The sequence below is a fragment of the Pseudomonas sp. AP3_22 TE3818 genome (assembly GCF_053628995.1).
In genome coordinates this window covers 104,125-120,421 of the sequence record NZ_JBRJHL010000001.1, presented here as the reverse complement: position 1 = coordinate 120,421, position 16,297 = coordinate 104,125, and the positions used below count along the sequence as shown (strand labels likewise).

At 60.1% G+C, this 16,297-nt stretch carries 15 protein-coding genes; 6 read left to right on the top strand and 9 right to left on the bottom strand.

The annotated features are described in order from the left end of the window. Window positions 1–11 precede the first annotated feature (11 nt). The 3 genes from dnaN to gyrB are packed head-to-tail and all read left to right on the top strand — an operon-like array spanning window position 12 to window position 4,662. Entirely contained in the window at window positions 12–1,115 is a 1,104-nt protein-coding gene (dnaN, locus tag AB7M25_RS00605) for a DNA polymerase III subunit beta (protein ID WP_007969885.1), read from the top strand. A gap of 20 nt (window positions 1,116–1,135) precedes the next feature. After that, window positions 1,136–2,239, top strand: a complete 1,104-nt coding sequence (gene recF / locus AB7M25_RS00600; RefSeq protein WP_007969883.1) for a DNA replication/repair protein RecF — start codon at window positions 1,136–1,138, stop codon at window positions 2,237–2,239. A gap of 5 nt (window positions 2,240–2,244) precedes the next feature. Further along, window positions 2,245–4,662, top strand: coding sequence for a DNA topoisomerase (ATP-hydrolyzing) subunit B (gene gyrB / locus AB7M25_RS00595; RefSeq protein WP_007969881.1), 2,418 nt, complete (start codon window positions 2,245–2,247; stop codon window positions 4,660–4,662). 293 nt (window positions 4,663–4,955) lie between these two features. On the opposite strand, the gene AB7M25_RS00590 is transcribed toward gyrB, so the two are convergent. The 4 genes from AB7M25_RS00590 to glyQ all read right to left on the bottom strand — a co-directional run bounded on the left by AB7M25_RS00590 (window position 4,956) and on the right by glyQ (window position 9,366). After that, window positions 4,956–5,735 carry a lysophospholipid acyltransferase family protein gene (locus AB7M25_RS00590; RefSeq protein WP_429386846.1) on the bottom strand — a complete coding sequence of 260 codons (780 nt, stop codon included), beginning with the start codon at window positions 5,733–5,735 and terminating at the stop codon, window positions 4,956–4,958. 82 nt (window positions 5,736–5,817) lie between these two features. Beyond that, window positions 5,818–6,357, bottom strand: coding sequence for a D-glycero-beta-D-manno-heptose 1,7-bisphosphate 7-phosphatase (gene gmhB / locus AB7M25_RS00585; RefSeq protein WP_177318960.1), 540 nt, complete (start codon window positions 6,355–6,357; stop codon window positions 5,818–5,820). Window positions 6,358–6,361: 4 nt separating this feature from the next. Further along, complete coding sequence (glyS, locus tag AB7M25_RS00580) at window positions 6,362–8,416, bottom strand: glycine--tRNA ligase subunit beta (RefSeq protein ID WP_454236877.1); 2,055 nt, start codon at window positions 8,414–8,416, stop codon at window positions 6,362–6,364. Further along, the gene (gene glyQ, locus AB7M25_RS00575) at window positions 8,413–9,366 is read right to left on the bottom strand and encodes a glycine--tRNA ligase subunit alpha (protein ID WP_003187265.1); all 954 of its coding nucleotides are present in this window, start codon (window positions 9,364–9,366) and stop codon (window positions 8,413–8,415) included. Before glyQ ends, glyS begins: the two co-directional genes overlap by 4 nt. 81 nt (window positions 9,367–9,447) lie before the next feature. Between glyQ and AB7M25_RS00570 the strand changes: the two genes are divergently transcribed. From AB7M25_RS00570 to AB7M25_RS00560, 3 genes are all read left to right on the top strand, one after another. Then, window positions 9,448–10,005: a DNA-3-methyladenine glycosylase I gene (locus tag AB7M25_RS00570; RefSeq protein WP_429386841.1), complete on the top strand. Its 558-nt coding sequence runs from the start codon at window positions 9,448–9,450 to the stop codon at window positions 10,003–10,005. Window positions 10,006–10,045: 40 nt separating this feature from the next. Continuing rightward, entirely contained in the window at window positions 10,046–10,933 is an 888-nt protein-coding gene (locus tag AB7M25_RS00565) for a lysophospholipid acyltransferase (RefSeq protein WP_008018389.1), read from the top strand. Window positions 10,934–11,094: 161 nt separating this feature from the next. Further along, window positions 11,095–11,334, top strand: a complete 240-nt coding sequence (locus AB7M25_RS00560; protein WP_015092855.1) for a PilZ domain-containing protein — start codon at window positions 11,095–11,097, stop codon at window positions 11,332–11,334. Here AB7M25_RS00560 and AB7M25_RS00555 read toward each other — a convergent pair. The 5 genes from AB7M25_RS00555 to def all read right to left on the bottom strand — a co-directional run bounded on the left by AB7M25_RS00555 (window position 11,325) and on the right by def (window position 16,050). Beyond that, on the bottom strand, window positions 11,325–11,642 hold the full coding sequence (locus AB7M25_RS00555) for a tetratricopeptide repeat protein (protein ID WP_429386837.1): 318 nt from the start codon (window positions 11,640–11,642) through the stop codon (window positions 11,325–11,327). The genes AB7M25_RS00560 and AB7M25_RS00555 overlap by 10 nt on opposite strands. Window positions 11,643–11,820: 178 nt before the next feature. Continuing rightward, window positions 11,821–13,197 carry a Trk system potassium transporter TrkA gene (gene trkA / locus AB7M25_RS00550; protein WP_046042728.1) on the bottom strand — a complete coding sequence of 459 codons (1,377 nt, stop codon included), beginning with the start codon at window positions 13,195–13,197 and terminating at the stop codon, window positions 11,821–11,823. A 22-nt stretch (window positions 13,198–13,219) separates the two neighbouring features. Then, the gene (gene rsmB, locus AB7M25_RS00545; RefSeq protein ID WP_429386831.1) at window positions 13,220–14,530 is read right to left on the bottom strand and encodes a 16S rRNA (cytosine(967)-C(5))-methyltransferase RsmB; all 1,311 of its coding nucleotides are present in this window, start codon (window positions 14,528–14,530) and stop codon (window positions 13,220–13,222) included. After that, complete coding sequence (gene fmt, locus AB7M25_RS00540) at window positions 14,527–15,486, bottom strand: methionyl-tRNA formyltransferase (RefSeq protein ID WP_454236876.1); 960 nt, start codon at window positions 15,484–15,486, stop codon at window positions 14,527–14,529. The genes rsmB and fmt overlap by 4 nt, the downstream gene beginning before the upstream one ends. A 57-nt stretch (window positions 15,487–15,543) precedes the next feature. Next, entirely contained in the window at window positions 15,544–16,050 is a 507-nt protein-coding gene (def, locus tag AB7M25_RS00535; protein ID WP_007969867.1) for a peptide deformylase, read from the bottom strand. Between the last annotated feature and the right edge of the window lie 247 nt (window positions 16,051–16,297).

Below are 16,297 nucleotides of genomic sequence, written 5' to 3'. Positions count from 1 at the left end.
GGGACTAGACCATGCATTTCACCATTCAACGCGAAGCCCTGTTGAAACCCCTGCAACTGGTCGCAGGCGTCGTCGAACGCCGCCAGACCTTGCCGGTGCTCTCCAACGTGCTGCTGGTTGTCGAAGGCCAGCAATTGTCGCTGACCGGTACCGACCTGGAAGTCGAGCTGGTTGGTCGTGTTCAACTCGAAGAGCCGGCGGATCCGGGTTCCATCACCGTGCCTGCGCGCAAGCTGATGGACATCTGCAAGAGCCTGCCAAACGATGCGCTGATCGACATCAAGGTCGATGAGCAGAAGCTTGTGGTCAAGGCCGGCCGTAGCCGCTTCACCCTGTCGACGTTGCCGGCCAACGACTTCCCTACCGTGGAAGAAGGGCCGGGCTCGCTGACCTGCAGCCTGGAGCAAAGCAAGCTGCGTCGTCTGATCGAGCGCACCAGCTTCGCCATGGCCCAGCAGGACGTTCGTTACTACCTCAACGGCATGCTGCTGGAAGTGTCCGCAGGTGTGATCCGCGCGGTGGCCACCGACGGTCACCGCCTGGCCATGTGCTCGATGCAGGCCGACATCGGCCAACCGGATCGTCACCAGGTCATCGTACCGCGCAAAGGTATCCTCGAGCTGGCACGTCTGCTCACAGAGCCGGACGGCAATGTCAGCATCGTGCTGGGTCAGCACCACATCCGCGCCACCACCGGTGAATTCACCTTCACCTCGAAACTGGTCGACGGCAAATTCCCGGACTACGAACGCGTTCTGCCAAAAGGCGGCGACAAGCTGGTACTGGGTGATCGCCAGGCGCTGCGCGAAGCGTTCAGTCGCACCGCGATCCTGTCCAACGAGAAGTACCGTGGTATCCGTCTGCAACTGGCCAGCGGTCAGCTGAAGATCCAGGCGAACAACCCGGAGCAGGAAGAAGCGGAAGAAGAAGTGGGCGTTGAATACAACGGTGGCTCTCTGGAAATCGGCTTCAACGTGAGCTACCTGCTCGACGTGCTGGGCGTGATGACCACCGAGCAGGTTCGTCTGATCCTGTCCGACTCCAACAGCAGTGCGCTGGTGCAGGAATCGGATAACGACGACTCGGCCTACGTTGTCATGCCGATGCGTCTGTAATCATGCCCAGCAGAAGCTAGATGTCCTTAAGTCGCGTCTCGGTCACCGCGGTGCGCAATCTGCACCCGGTGACCTTCTCCCCCTCCCCCCGCATCAATATCCTTTACGGCGCCAACGGCAGCGGCAAAACCAGTGTTCTGGAAGCCATCCATCTGCTGGGGCTTGCCCGTTCGTTTCGCAGCACCCGACTGTTGCCGGTCATTCAATACGAGCAACTGGCGTGCACCGTCTTTGGCCAGGTTGAACTGGCGGAGGGTGGGCACAGCGCCTTGGGCATATCGCGGGATCGCCAAGGCGAATTCCAGATCCGTATCGATGGGCAGAACGCCCGCAGCGCCGCGCAACTGGCAGAGATATTGCCGCTGCAACTGATCAACCCGGACAGTTTTCGATTGCTGGAAGGTGCGCCGAAGATTCGCCGGCAGTTTCTCGACTGGGGCGTGTTCCACGTGGAACCGCGCTTCATGTCAACCTGGCAGCGCTTGCAGAAGGCCCTGCGCCAGAGAAACTCTTGGCTGCGGCATGGTACACTTGACGCCGTTTCGCAAGCGGTTTGGGACAGGGAACTGTGCCAGGCCAGCGCTGAAATTGATGAATACCGCCGCGCTTATATCAAAGCCTTGAAACCAGTCTTTGAACAAACCTTGAGCGAACTGGTTGAGCTTGAAGGTTTGACGCTCAGCTATTACCGCGGCTGGGACAAGGACCGTGAACTGAGTGCTGTGCTCGCCGGGTCTCTGCAGCGGGACCAGCAAATGGGGCATACCCAGGCCGGACCACAACGTGCTGATTTGCGTCTCAGACTGGGCGCACACAACGCCGCGGACATCTTGTCCCGTGGCCAGCAGAAGTTGGTGGTTTGCGCATTGCGGATTGCCCAAGGGCACCTGGTCAGCCAGGCTCGACGCGGTCAGTGTATTTATCTGGTGGATGACTTGCCGTCCGAGCTGGACGAGCACCACCGTCGCGCGCTTTGCCGCTTGTTGGAAGACTTACGCTGCCAGGTATTTATCACCTGTGTAGATCACGAATTATTGAGGGAAGGCTGGCAGACGGAAACGCCAGTCGCTCTGTTCCACGTGGAACAGGGCCGTATCACCCAGACCCACGACCATCGGGAGTGAAGGCATTGAGCGAAGAAAATACGTACGACTCAACGAGCATTAAAGTGCTGAAAGGCCTGGATGCCGTACGCAAACGTCCCGGTATGTACATTGGTGATACCGACGATGGCAGCGGTCTGCACCACATGGTGTTCGAGGTGGTCGACAACTCGATCGACGAAGCGCTCGCCGGCTACTGCGACGACATCAGCATCATCATCCACCCGGATGAGTCCATCACCGTTCGCGACAACGGCCGTGGCATCCCGGTAGACGTACACAAAGAAGAAGGCGTTTCGGCAGCCGAGGTCATCATGACCGTGCTGCACGCCGGCGGTAAATTCGACGACAACTCCTACAAGGTATCCGGCGGTCTGCACGGTGTGGGTGTGTCGGTCGTAAACGCCCTGTCGGAAGAGCTGGTCCTGACCGTTCGCCGGAGTGGCAAGATCTGGGAACAGACTTACGTCCACGGTGTTCCGCAAGAGCCGATGAAAATCGTTGGCGACTCCGAAACCACCGGTACGCAGATCCACTTCAAGGCTTCCAGCGAAACCTTCAAGAACATCCACTTCAGCTGGGACATCCTGGCCAAGCGGATTCGTGAACTGTCCTTCCTCAACTCCGGTGTCGGCATCGTTCTCAAGGACGAGCGCAGCGGCAAGGAAGAACTGTTCAAGTACGAAGGCGGGCTGCGTGCGTTCGTTGAATACCTGAACACCAACAAGACCCCGGTCAACCAGGTGTTCCACTTCAACATCCAGCGTGAAGACGGCATCGGCGTGGAAATCGCCCTGCAGTGGAACGACAGCTTCAACGAGAACCTGTTGTGCTTCACCAACAACATTCCACAGCGCGACGGCGGTACTCACCTGGTGGGTTTCCGTTCCGCACTGACGCGTAACCTGAACACCTACATCGAAGCAGAAGGCCTGGCGAAGAAGCACAAGGTCGCCACTACCGGTGACGATGCCCGTGAAGGCCTGACCGCGATCATTTCGGTGAAGGTACCGGATCCGAAGTTCAGCTCCCAGACCAAAGACAAGCTGGTGTCTTCCGAAGTGAAGACCGCGGTCGAACAGGAAATGGGCAAGTACTTCTCCGACTTCCTGCTGGAAAACCCGAACGAAGCCAAGCTGGTTGTCGGCAAGATGATCGACGCCGCCCGTGCCCGTGAAGCGGCGCGCAAGGCCCGTGAGATGACCCGCCGCAAAGGCGCACTGGACATCGCCGGCCTGCCGGGCAAACTGGCGGACTGCCAGGAAAAGGACCCTGCCCTGTCCGAACTGTACCTCGTGGAAGGTGACTCCGCGGGCGGCTCTGCCAAGCAGGGTCGTAACCGCAGGACCCAGGCGATTCTGCCCCTCAAGGGTAAGATTCTGAACGTCGAGAAGGCACGCTTCGACAAGATGATCTCTTCCCAGGAAGTAGGCACCTTGATCACCGCGCTCGGCTGCGGCATCGGTCGCGAAGAGTACAACATCGACAAGCTGCGCTATCACAACATCATCATCATGACCGATGCTGACGTCGACGGTTCGCACATCCGTACCTTGCTGCTGACCTTCTTCTTCCGTCAGTTGCCGGAGCTGATCGAGCGTGGCTACATCTACATCGCCCAGCCGCCGCTGTACAAAGTGAAAAAAGGCAAGCAAGAGCAATACATCAAAGACGACGACGCCATGGAAGAGTACATGACGCAGTCGGCCCTGGAAGATGCGAGCCTGCACCTGAACGAGGAAGCCCCGGGTATCTCCGGCGAAGCCCTTGAGCGTCTGGTGAACGACTTCCGTCTGGTCATGAAGACCCTCAAGCGTCTGTCGCGCCTGTACCCACAGGAACTGACCGAGCACTTCATCTACCTGCCGGCGGTCAGCATGGATCAACTGTCCGATCACGCAGCGATGCAGGATTGGCTGGCCCAGTACGAAGTGCGTCTGCGCACCGTCGAGAAATCGGGTCTGGTCTACAAGGCCAGCCTGCGTGAAGACCGTGAGCGTAACGTCTGGCTGCCAGAGGTCGAACTGATCTCCCACGGCCTGTCTAACTACGTCACCTTCAACCGCGACTTCTTCGGCAGCAACGACTACAAGACCGTGGTTTCCCTGGGCGCTCAACTGAGCACCTTGCTGGACGACGGCGCGTACATCCAGCGTGGCGAGCGCAAGAAGCAGGTCACCGAGTTCAAGGAAGCCCTTGAGTGGTTGATGGCCGAAAGCACCAAGCGCCACACCATCCAGCGATACAAAGGACTGGGCGAGATGAACCCGGATCAGCTGTGGGAAACCACCATGGACCCGGGCTCGCGCCGCATGCTCAAAGTGACTATCGAAGACGCCATTGGCGCGGACCAGATCTTCAACACCCTGATGGGTGATGCGGTCGAGCCTCGTCGTGACTTCATCGAGAGCAACGCCCTGGCGGTGTCCAACCTGGACTTCTGATTCCGGTCGCCCCGCCATACAAAAGGCCAACGCTCATGCGTTGGCCTTTTTATTTGTTGAGGTCAAAAGATCGCAGCCTGTTTCACGCTCGACTCGCTTTGTACACCGCCTGAAACATCCACATTACAGGCATAAAAAAACCGGCTATATCAGCCGGTTTTTTTACGTCCGAAAAAAACTTATGCACGTTTTTATGGGATTTATCATTCTAAGAAATATGTAAAAAAATCATAAAGTTACGTGCAAATAACAACGGTTTGAAAGGAAACGGTACACAGGTTATCCACAGAATCTCAGACAGTCACCTGATCGTTTGAAACCGGCGCTTGCGGAGCCGGTGGCAGTGAGCCCATTTCCCGTTGCATCTGCTCGTTCCACGCCTGCACCCGATCGTTCAAATCGGCGATGGCGCGTGGTCCGCTGCCCTCGGCATACATCGGTGCGCCGATGATCACGGTGATGACGCCCTGCTTCTTCGCCCAACCGGTTTTCGGCCAGAACTTGCCGGCATTGTGCGCAATCGGCAGTACCGGTAACTCGGCATTCACCGCCAGTGCAGTCCCACCGCGTGAGAATTTGCCGATGGTGCCGTAAGGAACGCGTGTCCCTTCGGGGAAGATCAGTACCCAGACGTTATCCTTGAGCAGCTCGTCGCCCTTCTTCGCCACATGCTTGAGTGCGGCTTTAGGGTTGTCGCGATCGATGGCGATCGGTCGCAGCATGGCCATGGCCCAACCGAAGAACGGCACATAGAGCAATTCGCGTTTGAGCACCTGGCTCAGCGGCGAGAAGTAGGCAGAGAGAAAGAACGTCTCCCAGGTGCTCTGGTGGTTCGACTGAATGACGCAAGGCCGTTCAGGGACGTTCTCGGCACCCTTCACTTCGTAGCGGATACCCAGAAACACTTTGCTCAGCCACAAGGCGCAGCGGCACCAGTAGACGTTGATGAAGCGATAGCGCGCCTTGAACGGCAGAAACGGCGCGATAAAAAAACTCAGGCTGCACCACAGCAAGGAGCTGGTGCCCAGCAGCAGGTAAAAGAGGAAGGTTCTGATGGCCTGCAGTATCGACATGGTGACGGTTACCGTGCGGGCTTTGCCCGTCTATATAAAGCGCACTTCCGATCACTCCCTGGTCAGGAGTCTCGAAAACGCTCTAATTGTGGATAAGTTCTGCGGCAATCGCCGCCAGATCGTCAAAAATCAAGGTGCCTGCCGGTAAGGTCTTGCCCAAGGTTTTTTCGCCTTTTCCGGTCTTAACCAAAACTGGCTGTGAATCGACGGCTTTAGCGGCTTCCAGGTCACCAAGGCTATCGCCGACGAACCATAGATTAGTCAGCGACACGTTGTAATGTGCGGCGATGTTTTTCAACATCCCGGGTTTCGGCTTGCGGCAATCGCAGCCTTCGTCCGGCCCGTGGGGGCAGTAGACGATCAGGCCGACTTCACCACCCTGCTCCGCCACCAGCGCGCGCAAGCGCTCGTGCATGGCATCCAGGGTGGCGAGGTCGTAGTAGCCGCGAGCGATGCCCGACTGGTTGGTAGCGACGGCTACCGTCCAGCCGGCCTTGCTCAACTGCGCGATGGCTTCGATCGAACCGGGGAGTGGAATCCACTCCTCCACCGACTTGATGTAAGCGTCGGAGTCGTAATTGATCACTCCGTCCCGATCGAGAATCAGCAGTTTCAACAGCAACTCCTCAGCCCAGCAGCGAAATGTCGGCGACGCCGAGGAACAGGCCACGCAGACGCGCCAGCAATGCATAACGGTTGGCGCGGACTTTTGCGTCCTCCGCGTTGACCATCACGGCTTCGAAGAACGCATCCACCGGCTCGCGCAGGGCGGCCAGGCGTGCCAGGGATTCGCTGTACTGACGCGAGGCGGCCATTGGCTGTACAGCCTGGTCAGCCTGCTGGATCGCCGAGTACAGGGAGAACTCGTTGGCATTGTCGAAGTACTTGGCTTCTACGACGGTAGGTACCGAACCTTCGACCTTGCTCAGCAGGTTCGACACACGCTTGTTCACCGCGGCCAGAGCAGCGGCTTCCGGCAATTTGCGGAAGGCCTCTACCGCTTGCACGCGCTGGTCGAAGTCCAGAGCCGAGCCTGGTTTCAGGGCACGCACCGACAGGTAGGTGGCGACATCGACGCCTTCGTCTTCGTAACGGGCACGCAGACGGTCGAAGATGAATTCCAGCACCGAGTCGTTGAGGCCGGCAGCCTTGACCTTGGTACCGAACGCATCCACGGCGAAGGCCACGGCCTCGGTCAGGTCCAGATCCAGTTGTTTCTCGATCAGGATGCGCAACACACCCAGTGCCGCACGGCGCAGGGCATACGGGTCTTTGCTACCGGTCGGCAGCATGCCGATGCCGAAAATACCGACCAGCGTATCGAGCTTGTCGGCGATGGCCACGGCCGCACCGGTCAGGGTGGACGGCAGTTCAGCGCCGGCACCGCGCGGCATGTACTGCTCGTTCAGGGCCAGTGCGACATCTTCCGGCTCGCCATCGTTGAGGGCGTAGTAGTAACCGGCGACACCTTGCATCTCCGGGAACTCACCGACCATTTCGGTCGACAGGTCGCACTTCGACAGCAGGCCGGCACGAGCGGCCCATGCGGCGTTGCCGCCGATGCGTTGAGCGATGAACGCGGCCAGTTTGGAAACACGTTCGGCCTTGTCGTAGACGCTGCCGAGTTTTTCCTGGAACACCACGTTCTGCAGGCGCAGGTTGAAGCCTTCGAGCTTCTGCTTCTTGTCCTGCTTGAAGAAGAATTCGGCGTCGGTCAGGCGTGGGCGAACCACTTTCTCGTTACCGGCGATGATCTGCTGCGGGTCTTTGCTTTCGATGTTGGCCACGGTGATGAAACGTGGCAGCAACTTGCCGTCGGCATCCAGCAGGCAGAAGTACTTCTGGTTGTCCTGCATGGTGGTGATCAGGGCTTCTTGCGGCACGTCGAGGAAGCGTTCCTCGAACGAGCACACCAGCGGCACCGGCCATTCGACCAGCGCAGTCACTTCGTCGAGCAGGGCCGGCGGAACGATTGCCGTGCCTTCCTGGCGGGTGGCCAGCTCTTCGGTGCGCTTGCTGATGATCTCGCGACGCTCGTTGGCATCGGCCAGCACGTAGGCGGCACGCAGGTCGGCCAGGTAGCTCGACGGCGAACCGATACGCACGCTTTCCGGGTGATGGAAGCGGTGACCACGGGAGTCGCGACCGGCTTTCTGGGCGAGGATGGTGCAGTCGATGACTTGGTCACCGAGCAGCATCACCAGCCACTGGGTCGGACGCACGAACTCTTCCTTGCGCGCACCCCAACGCATGCGTTTCGGGATCGGCAGGTCGTTCAGGGAGTCTTCGACGATGGTCGGCAGCAAGCTTGCAGTCGGCTTGCCGGCGATGCTTTGGCTGTAGCGCAGTTTTGGGCCGCTCTGATCGATTTCGCTCAGTTCGACGCCGCACTTCTTGGCGAAACCCAGGGCTGCCTGGGTCGGGTTGCCTTCGGCATCGAATGCAGCCTGACGTGGCGGGCCATCGAGGTTGATGCTGCGATCCGGCTGCTGGGTGGCCAGCGAGGTGATCAGCACAGCCAGGCGGCGTGGCGCGGCATAAACGGTTTTGGTCTCGTAGTTCAGGCCGGCAGCTTGCAGGCCCTTGTCGATACCGGCAAGAAACGCCTCGGCCAGGGTATTCAGGGCTTTGGGTGGCAGTTCTTCAGTGCCCAGTTCAACCAGAAAATCCAGAGCACTCATTGTGCAGCCTCCAGCTTGGCCAGTACTTCGTCACGCAGGTCCGGGGTCGCCATCGGGAAGCCCAGCTTGGCGCGAGCCAGCAGGTAGGCTTGCGCAACGGAACGCGCCAGGGTGCGTACACGCAGGATGTATTGCTGACGCGCGGTCACCGAGATTGCCCGGCGCGCATCCAGCAGGTTGAAGGTATGGGAAGCCTTCAACACCATTTCGTAGCTCGGCAACGGCAGCGGCTGGTCGAGTTCGATCAGGCGCTTGGCTTCGCTTTCGTAGAAATCGAACAGTTCGAACAGCTTGTCGACGTTGGCGTGTTCGAAGTTGTAGGTCGATTGCTCCACTTCGTTCTGGTGGAACACATCGCCATAGGTCACTTTGCCGAACGGACCGTCAGCCCAGACCAGGTCGTAGACCGAGTCCACGCCTTGCAGGTACATGGCCAGACGCTCGAGGCCGTAGGTGATCTCGCCGGTCACCGGGTAGCACTCGATGCCGCCCGCTTGCTGGAAGTAGGTGAACTGGGTCACTTCCATGCCGTTGAGCCAGACTTCCCAGCCCAGACCCCAGGCGCCGAGGGTCGGCGATTCCCAGTTGTCTTCGACGAAGCGGATGTCGTGGACCAGCGGGTCCAGGCCGACATGCTTGAGGGAGCCCAGGTACAGTTCCTGGAAGTTGTCCGGGTTCGGCTTCAGGACCACCTGGAACTGGTAGTAGTGCTGCAGACGGTTCGGGTTTTCGCCGTAGCGGCCGTCAGTCGGACGGCGGCTTGGCTGCACGTAGGCGGCGTTCCAGGTTTCCGGGCCAATGGCGCGCAGGAATGTAGCAGTGTGGAAAGTGCCGGCGCCTACTTCCATATCGTAGGGCTGAAGTACCACACAACCTTGCTCGGCCCAGTATTGCTGGAGGGCGAGGATCAAGTCTTGGAAGGTACGCACGGCTGGCGTAGGCTGGCTCACGAAATTCACCTGTTTCTTGGGCTGCGATTTAAAGAGCGGGAGTATACCCGATTCATTGCTGCGCACGCCCCCTGGAGCCTTATGCCACGCTGCTTTTGGTGTTCCGAAGATCCGCTGTACATGGCTTATCACGATCAGGAGTGGGGCACGCCGCTACGCGATGCGCAGGGATTGTTCGAGTTGCTTTTGCTCGAAGGGTTCCAGGCCGGGCTTTCCTGGATCACTGTGCTGCGCAAACGCGAGCATTATCGTCAGGTGATGTTTGGTTTTGATGTCCAGCGCGTGGCGCAGATGAGCGATGCCGAAATCGACGAATTGATGCTCGATCCGGGCATCATCCGCAACCGCCTCAAGCTCAACGCGGCCCGGCGCAATGCCCAGGCCTGGCTGGCGCTGGAGGATCCGGTGGAATTTCTCTGGTCGTTCGTCGGTGGCACGCCGGTGATCAATCATTTCAGGGATCGCAGCGAAGTGCCGGCCGTCACGCCGATCGCTGTGGAAATGAGCAAAGGCCTGAAAAAAGCCGGTTTCACCTTCGTCGGGCCGACCATTTGCTACGCGCTGATGCAGGCCTCGGGCATGGTCATGGATCACACCCGGGACTGCGACCGCTACGCGCAGTTGGCGAACGGCGGTTAGAATGGCCGCCTCGCGCACAGCACAAGATCAGGAGTGACCTGTGGATAAGTTGAAAGGCGCCTTGCTGGTAGGCGCTCTGCGGCTGTTTGCCCTGCTTCCGTGGCGGGCCGTGCAGGCCGTGGGCTCGGCAATTGGCTGGGTCATGTGGAAAACCCCGAACCGTTCCCGCGACGTGGTACGGATCAACCTGTCCAAGTGCTTTCCGGACATGGACCCCGCCGAGCGCGAACGTTTAGTCGGACAGAGCCTTAAGGACATCGGCAAGTCCCTGACCGAAAGCGCCTGCGCCTGGATCTGGCCGGCCCAGCGTTCCATCGACCTGGTGCGCGAGGTCGAAGGCCTCGACATTTTGAAGGACGCCCTCGCCTCCGGCAAAGGCGTGGTTGGCATCACCAGCCATCTGGGCAATTGGGAAGTGCTCAATCACTTCTATTGCAGCCAGTGCAAACCGATCATTTTCTACCGCCCGCCAAAATTGAAGGCGGTGGACGAGTTGCTGCAAAAGCAACGGGTGCAACTGGGTAACAAGGTCGCTGCTTCCACCAAGGAAGGCATCCTCAGCGTCATCAAGGAAGTGCGCAAAGGTGGTGCAGTGGGCATTCCCGCCGACCCGGAACCGGCCGAATCCGCCGGGATCTTCGTGCCGTTCTTCGCCACCCAGGCACTGACCAGTAAATTCGTACCCAACATGCTCGCCGGCGGCAAAGCGGTCGGCGTGTTCCTGCATGCGCTGCGCCTGCCCGACGGTTCCGGCTACAAAGTGATCCTCGAAGCCGCGCCAGAGGCCATGTACAGCACCGATACGGCGGAATCCTGTGCGGCCATGAGTAAAGTGGTCGAGCGTTATGTCGGGGCCTACCCGAGCCAGTACATGTGGAGCATGAAGCGCTTCAAGAAGCGGCCACCGGGTGAAGAGCGCTGGTACTGACTGACTTGGCACACTCTGTGGATAACCTTGTAGGAGCGAGCTTGCTCGCGATGGACGTTAACGATGATGCGGGCTGCCTGGCTGAACGCGGCGCCCTTGCATCCATCGCGAGCAAGCTCGCTCCTACACGTATCCACCATCCGTTCTCAAGGGCGCAGAAGATGTCCGAACACCGCAAGTCATTCCGCATCAAGATCAGTCACGAAAACATCGGCGAATGCCTGGGTCAGACGCGCAACCTGTCGACCACCGGGGTTTACGTCAAGCATCCGAAACTGTCGGCGTTGCCCCGGGGTGCAGTGGTCTACGGGCAGGTGCAAGACTTACCCACAGGCGCACCGCGGGTACGCATGGAAGTGGTGTTGGTGGATGCCGAAGGGATTGGCTTGCGCTATCTCTGAACGTTGCGGTCCAGCTTTTTCAGAAACACCGTCATTTCCTTTTCTGCCTGCTTGTCGCCATGGTTGCGAGCGGCTTCCAGGCCTTGTTCCCAGGCCTGCCGCGCGGCCGTAAGGTCCGCCAGCGCCAGATGGGCCTTGCCCAGCAGTTTCCACGCCGCCGAATACTTCGGATCGAATTCGACGCAGCGTTGAAAATGCTCCGCCGCCTTGGCGTTCTCCCCCAGATCCAGATAACCCTTGCCCAGGCCGAAGCGCAGCAAAGCGTTATCCACACCCTTGGCGAGCATTTTTTCCAGGGATTCGATCATCGGTGGATTCCTTTTCTGCGGGTATCAGGGGATGTTTTTTTCGCCTTTGACACCGCCATCGCTGGCAAGCCAGCTCCCACAGGGTTCTCTGGTGTACATCATATTTGTAAACAACCAAAAAACTGTGGGAGCTGGCTTGCCAGCGATAGGGCCAATGCAGGCACTGAAAAAATCCGGATCAGAAGAAGCTCAACCCCACATGGAACAACTTCTCCACATCGCGAATATGCTTTTTATCCACAAGGAACAGAATCACATGGTCGCCCGCTTCGATCACGGTGTCATCGTGGGCGATGATCACTTCTTCGTCGCGGATAATCGCACCGATGGTAGTGCCCGGCGGCAGGCCGATGTTCTCGATGGCTTTGCCGATCACCTTGCTTGATTTCGCATCGCCATGGGCAATCGCCTCGATGGCTTCCGCCGCGCCACGGCGCAGCGAGTGCACGCTGACGATGTCGCCCCGGCGCACGTGGGCCAGCAAGGTGCCGATGGTCGCCAGTTGCGGGCTGATGGCGATGTCGATGTCGCCGCCCTGGATCAGATCGACATAGGCCGGGTTGTTGATGATGGTCATCACCTTCTTCGCACCGAGGCGCTTGGCCAGCAGCGACGACATGATATTGGCTTCGTCGTCGTTGGTCAGGGCGAGGAACAGGTCCGCGTCGGCGATGTTCTCTTCCATCAGCAGGTCGCGGTCCGAGGCGCTGCCCTGCAACACCACGGTGCTGTCGAGGTGGTCCGAGAGGTGACGGCAGCGTGCCGGGTTCATCTCGATGATCTTGACCTGATAACGGCTTTCGATGGCCTCGGCCAGACGCTCGCCGATCTGCCCGCCACCGGCGATGACAATGCGTTTATAGGTCTCGTCGAGACGGCGCATTTCGCTCATGACCGCGCGAATGTTCGCTTTGGCGGCGATGAAAAACACCTCGTCGTCGGCCTCGATCACGGTATCGCCCTGGGGCAGGATCGGCCGGTCGCGGCGGAAAATGGCGGCCACGCGGGTTTCGACGTTCGGCATGTGCTCACGCAACTGTCGCAGTTGCTGGCCCACCAGCGGCCCGCCGTAATAGGCACGAACCGCGACCAGTTGCGCCTTGCCTTCGGCGAAGTCGATCACTTGCAAGGCGCCTGGATGCTGGATCAGACGCTTGATGTAGTTGGTGACCACTTGTTCCGGGCTGATCAGCACGTCCACCGGAATCGCTTCGTTCTGGAACAACTGCTCTTCGCGGGTCAGATACGCGGCTTCGCGAACCCGGGCGATCTTGGTCGGGGTGTGGAACAGGGTGTGGGCGACCTGGCAGGCGACCATGTTGGTTTCGTCGCTGTTGGTCACGGCGACCAGCATGTCGGCGTCGTCGGCGCCGGCCTGGCGCAGCACGGTCGGAAACGAACCGCGGCCCTGCACCGTGCGGATGTCCAGGCGGTCGCCAAGGTCGCGCAGGCGTTCGCCATCGGTGTCGACCACGGTGATGTCGTTGGCTTCGCTGGCCAGGTGTTCCGCCAGCGAACCGCCGACCTGCCCTGCGCCGAGGATGATGATTTTCATCCGGTCACTCCATTGAATCCGTTTAACCGCGCGCGGCGGCGATCTTGATCAGCTTGGCGTAGTAGAACCCGTCGTGGCCGCCTTCCTGGGCGAGCAGCTGGCGACCATGGGGCTGCTTGATGCCGGCCGCCGTGGCGAGGTCCAGTTCGCGGGCGCCCGGCGTGCGGGCGAGGAACGCTTCGATGACTTCGGTGTTCTCGGTCGGCAGCGTCGAGCAGGTGGCGTATAGCAGAATGCCGCCGACTTCCAGGGTGTTCCACATGGCGTCGAGCAGCTCGCCTTGCAGCAGCGCCAGCGCGGCGATGTCGTCGGGCTGGCGGGTCAGCTTGATGTCCGGATGACGACGGATCACGCCCGTCGCCGAGCATGGCGCGTCCAGCAGGATGCGCTGGAACGGCTTGCCGTCCCACCACGCCTGAGTGTCGCGGCCGTCGGCGGCAATCAGTTCGGCGCTCAGTTTCAGGCGTTCGAGGTTTTCCCGCACCCGCACCAGACGCTTGGCTTCCAGGTCTACCGCCACCACCCCGGCCAGTTTTGGCTCGGCTTCGAGAATATGGCAGGTCTTGCCGCCGGGTGCGCAGCAGGCGTCCAGTACCCGTTGGCCCGGTGCCAGGTCGAGCAGATCAGCGGCCAGTTGCGCCGCTTCGTCCTGCACGCTGATCCAGCCCTCGGCGAAACCCGGCAGGCTGCGTACGTCGGCGGCGGTTTCGAGCACGATACCGTCACGGCTGTAGACACAGGGTGTGGCGGCAATACCGGCATCGGTCAGCAAACCGAGGTAGGCATCCCGGCTGTGATGGCGACGGTTGACCCGCAGGATCATTGGCGGATGCGCGTTGTTGGCGGCGCAGATGGCTTCCCATTGCTCTGGCCAGAACGCCTTCAGGGATTTCTGCAGCCACCGCGGGTGGGCCGTGCGCACCACCGGATCGCGTTCCAATTCCGCGAAAATCGTTTCGCTTTCGCGCTGAGCGTTACGCAGGACTGCGTTGAGCAAGGCCTTGGCCCATGGCTTTTTCAACTTGTCGGCGCAACCGACCGTCTCGCCAATCGCGGCATGGGCCGGGACGCGGGTGTAGAGCAACTGATAGAGGCCGACCAGCAGCAGCGCCTCAACATCGGCATCGGCAGCCTTGAACGGCTTTTGCAGCAACTTGGCCGCCAGTGCCGACAACCGTGGCTGCCAGCGTGCGGTGCCGAACGCCAGGTCCTGGGTGAAGCCGCGATCACGGTCCTCGACCTTGTCCAACTGCGTTGGCAGCGAACTGTTGAGCGAGGCTTTTCCGCTCAGGACGGCGGCAAGTGCCTTGGCGGCGGCCAGACGCGGATTCATTGAGCGTCCGCCGCTTGACCGAGGACAGTGCCGGTGGCGAATTTCTCACGGCGGCTGTTGAACAGGTCGCTGAAGTTCAGCGCCTTGCCGCCGGGCAATTGCAAACGGGTCAGGCACAACGCCTGCTCGCCGCACGCGACGATCAGGCCGTCCTTGCTGGCGCCGAGGATTTCACCGGGTGCACCTTTGCCTTCGGCCAGGTTCGCGGCCAGCACTTTCAGGGCTTCGCCATTCAAGGTGCTGTGGGTGATCGGCCATGGGTTGAAGGCACGGACCAGACGCTCCAGTTCAACCGCCGGACGAGTCCAGTCGATGCGAGCTTCGTCCTTGTTCAATTTGTGCGCGTAGGTGGCCAGGCTGTCGTCCTGCACTTCGCCTTCCAGCGTACCCGCGGCGAGGCCGGCAATCGCCTGAACCACGGCCGGAGGCCCCATTTCGGCCAGACGGTCGTGAAGGCTGCCGCCAGTGTCTTCGGCGCTGATCGGCGTAGTGACTTTAAGCAGCATCGGCCCGGTGTCGAGGCCGGCTTCCATGCGCATCACGGTCACGCCGCTTTCGGCATCACCTGCTTGCACGGCACGCTGGATCGGCGCCGCACCGCGCCAGCGCGGCAACAGCGAAGCGTGGCTGTTGATGCAGCCCAGGCGCGGAATATCCAGCACCACTTGCGGCAGGATCAGGCCGTAGGCGACCACCACCATCAAGTCCGGTTTCAGCGCGGCCAGTTCGGCTTGCGCGTCTTCGTTGCGCAGGGTTGGCGGCTGCAACACCGGGATGTTGTTCTCCAGCGCAAGCTGCTTGACCGGGCTCGGCATCAGTTTTTGCCCGCGACCGGCCGGACGATCCGGTTGGGTGTAGACCGCGACGATCTCGTAAGGGCTGCTCAGCAGGGCCTTGAGATGTTCGGCGGCGAATTCCGGGGTGCCGGCAAAGACAATGCGCAGTGGCTCAGTCATGGGTGACGTCTCTTGAAAAGAAAAAGGCTTGCCGCAGCAAGCCTTTGAAGATGGGCATCAGGCGTTCTGGCGATGAAGCTTTTCCAGTTTCTTCTTGATGCGGTCGCGTTTGAGCGTGGACAGGTAATCGACGAACAATTTGCCATTGAGGTGGTCGCATTCGTGCTGGATGCACACCGCGAGCAAATCTTCGGCGATCAGTTCGTATGGCTTGCCGTCGCGGTCCAGTGCCTTGACCTTGACCCGTTGCGGGCGATCGACGTTTTCGTAGAAGCCCGGCACCGACAGGCAGCCTTCCTGGTACTGGCCCATGTCGTCGGTCAGCGGTTCGAGCTCGGGGTTGATGAACACTCGCGGCTCGGTGCGGTCTTCGGAGAGGTCCATCACGACGATACGTTTGTGCACGTTGACCTGGGTAGCGGCGAGGCCGATGCCAGGCGCTTCATACATTGTTTCAAACATGTCGTCGACCAACTGACGCACTTCGTCGTCCACTACGGCCACTGGCTTGGCGATAGTGCGCAGACGCGGATCAGGGAATTCGAGGATGTTTAAAATGGCCATAAGCTTGATCAGTGCACGTGTGAAGTAAGGTCGGGTCGATGGCCTGGCGGGTCCGAAGAAATGCAGGCTACCGTTGTAAAACGTAGCTCCCTTCTGTTGACAAGCAAGTTTTGACAAGCAAGCCGGGAGCGAGCCACTGACGGCTCTGGCGTTTTACGCGAATGCACATAATAAAGGGATTCACCGCATGAGGAAATCACTACTCGCCCTGCTGCTCCTGGCTTCGGCAGGCTGGGCGTACGGGCAG

Bases quoted from the DNA above. Each gene is read 5' to 3' on its own strand.
- dnaN (WP_007969885.1), top strand. From the start codon at position 12: ATGCATTTCACCATTCAACGCGAAGCCCTGTTGAAACCCCTGCAACTG.
- recF (WP_007969883.1), top strand. From the start codon at position 1,136: ATGTCCTTAAGTCGCGTCTCGGTCACCGCGGTGCGCAATCTGCACCCG.
- AB7M25_RS00590 (WP_429386846.1), bottom strand. From the start codon at position 5,735: ATGTCGATACTGCAGGCCATCAGAACCTTCCTCTTTTACCTGCTGCTG.
- glyS (WP_454236877.1), bottom strand. From the start codon at position 8,416: ATGAGTGCTCTGGATTTTCTGGTTGAACTGGGCACTGAAGAACTGCCA.
- AB7M25_RS00570 (WP_429386841.1), top strand. From the start codon at position 9,448: ATGCCACGCTGCTTTTGGTGTTCCGAAGATCCGCTGTACATGGCTTAT.
- AB7M25_RS00560 (WP_015092855.1), top strand. From the start codon at position 11,095: ATGTCCGAACACCGCAAGTCATTCCGCATCAAGATCAGTCACGAAAAC.
- AB7M25_RS00555 (WP_429386837.1), bottom strand. From the start codon at position 11,642: ATGATCGAATCCCTGGAAAAAATGCTCGCCAAGGGTGTGGATAACGCT.
- trkA (WP_046042728.1), bottom strand. From the start codon at position 13,197: ATGAAAATCATCATCCTCGGCGCAGGGCAGGTCGGCGGTTCGCTGGCG.
- rsmB (WP_429386831.1), bottom strand. From the start codon at position 14,530: ATGAATCCGCGTCTGGCCGCCGCCAAGGCACTTGCCGCCGTCCTGAGC.
- fmt (WP_454236876.1), bottom strand. From the start codon at position 15,486: ATGACTGAGCCACTGCGCATTGTCTTTGCCGGCACCCCGGAATTCGCC.
- def (WP_007969867.1), bottom strand. From the start codon at position 16,050: ATGGCCATTTTAAACATCCTCGAATTCCCTGATCCGCGTCTGCGCACT.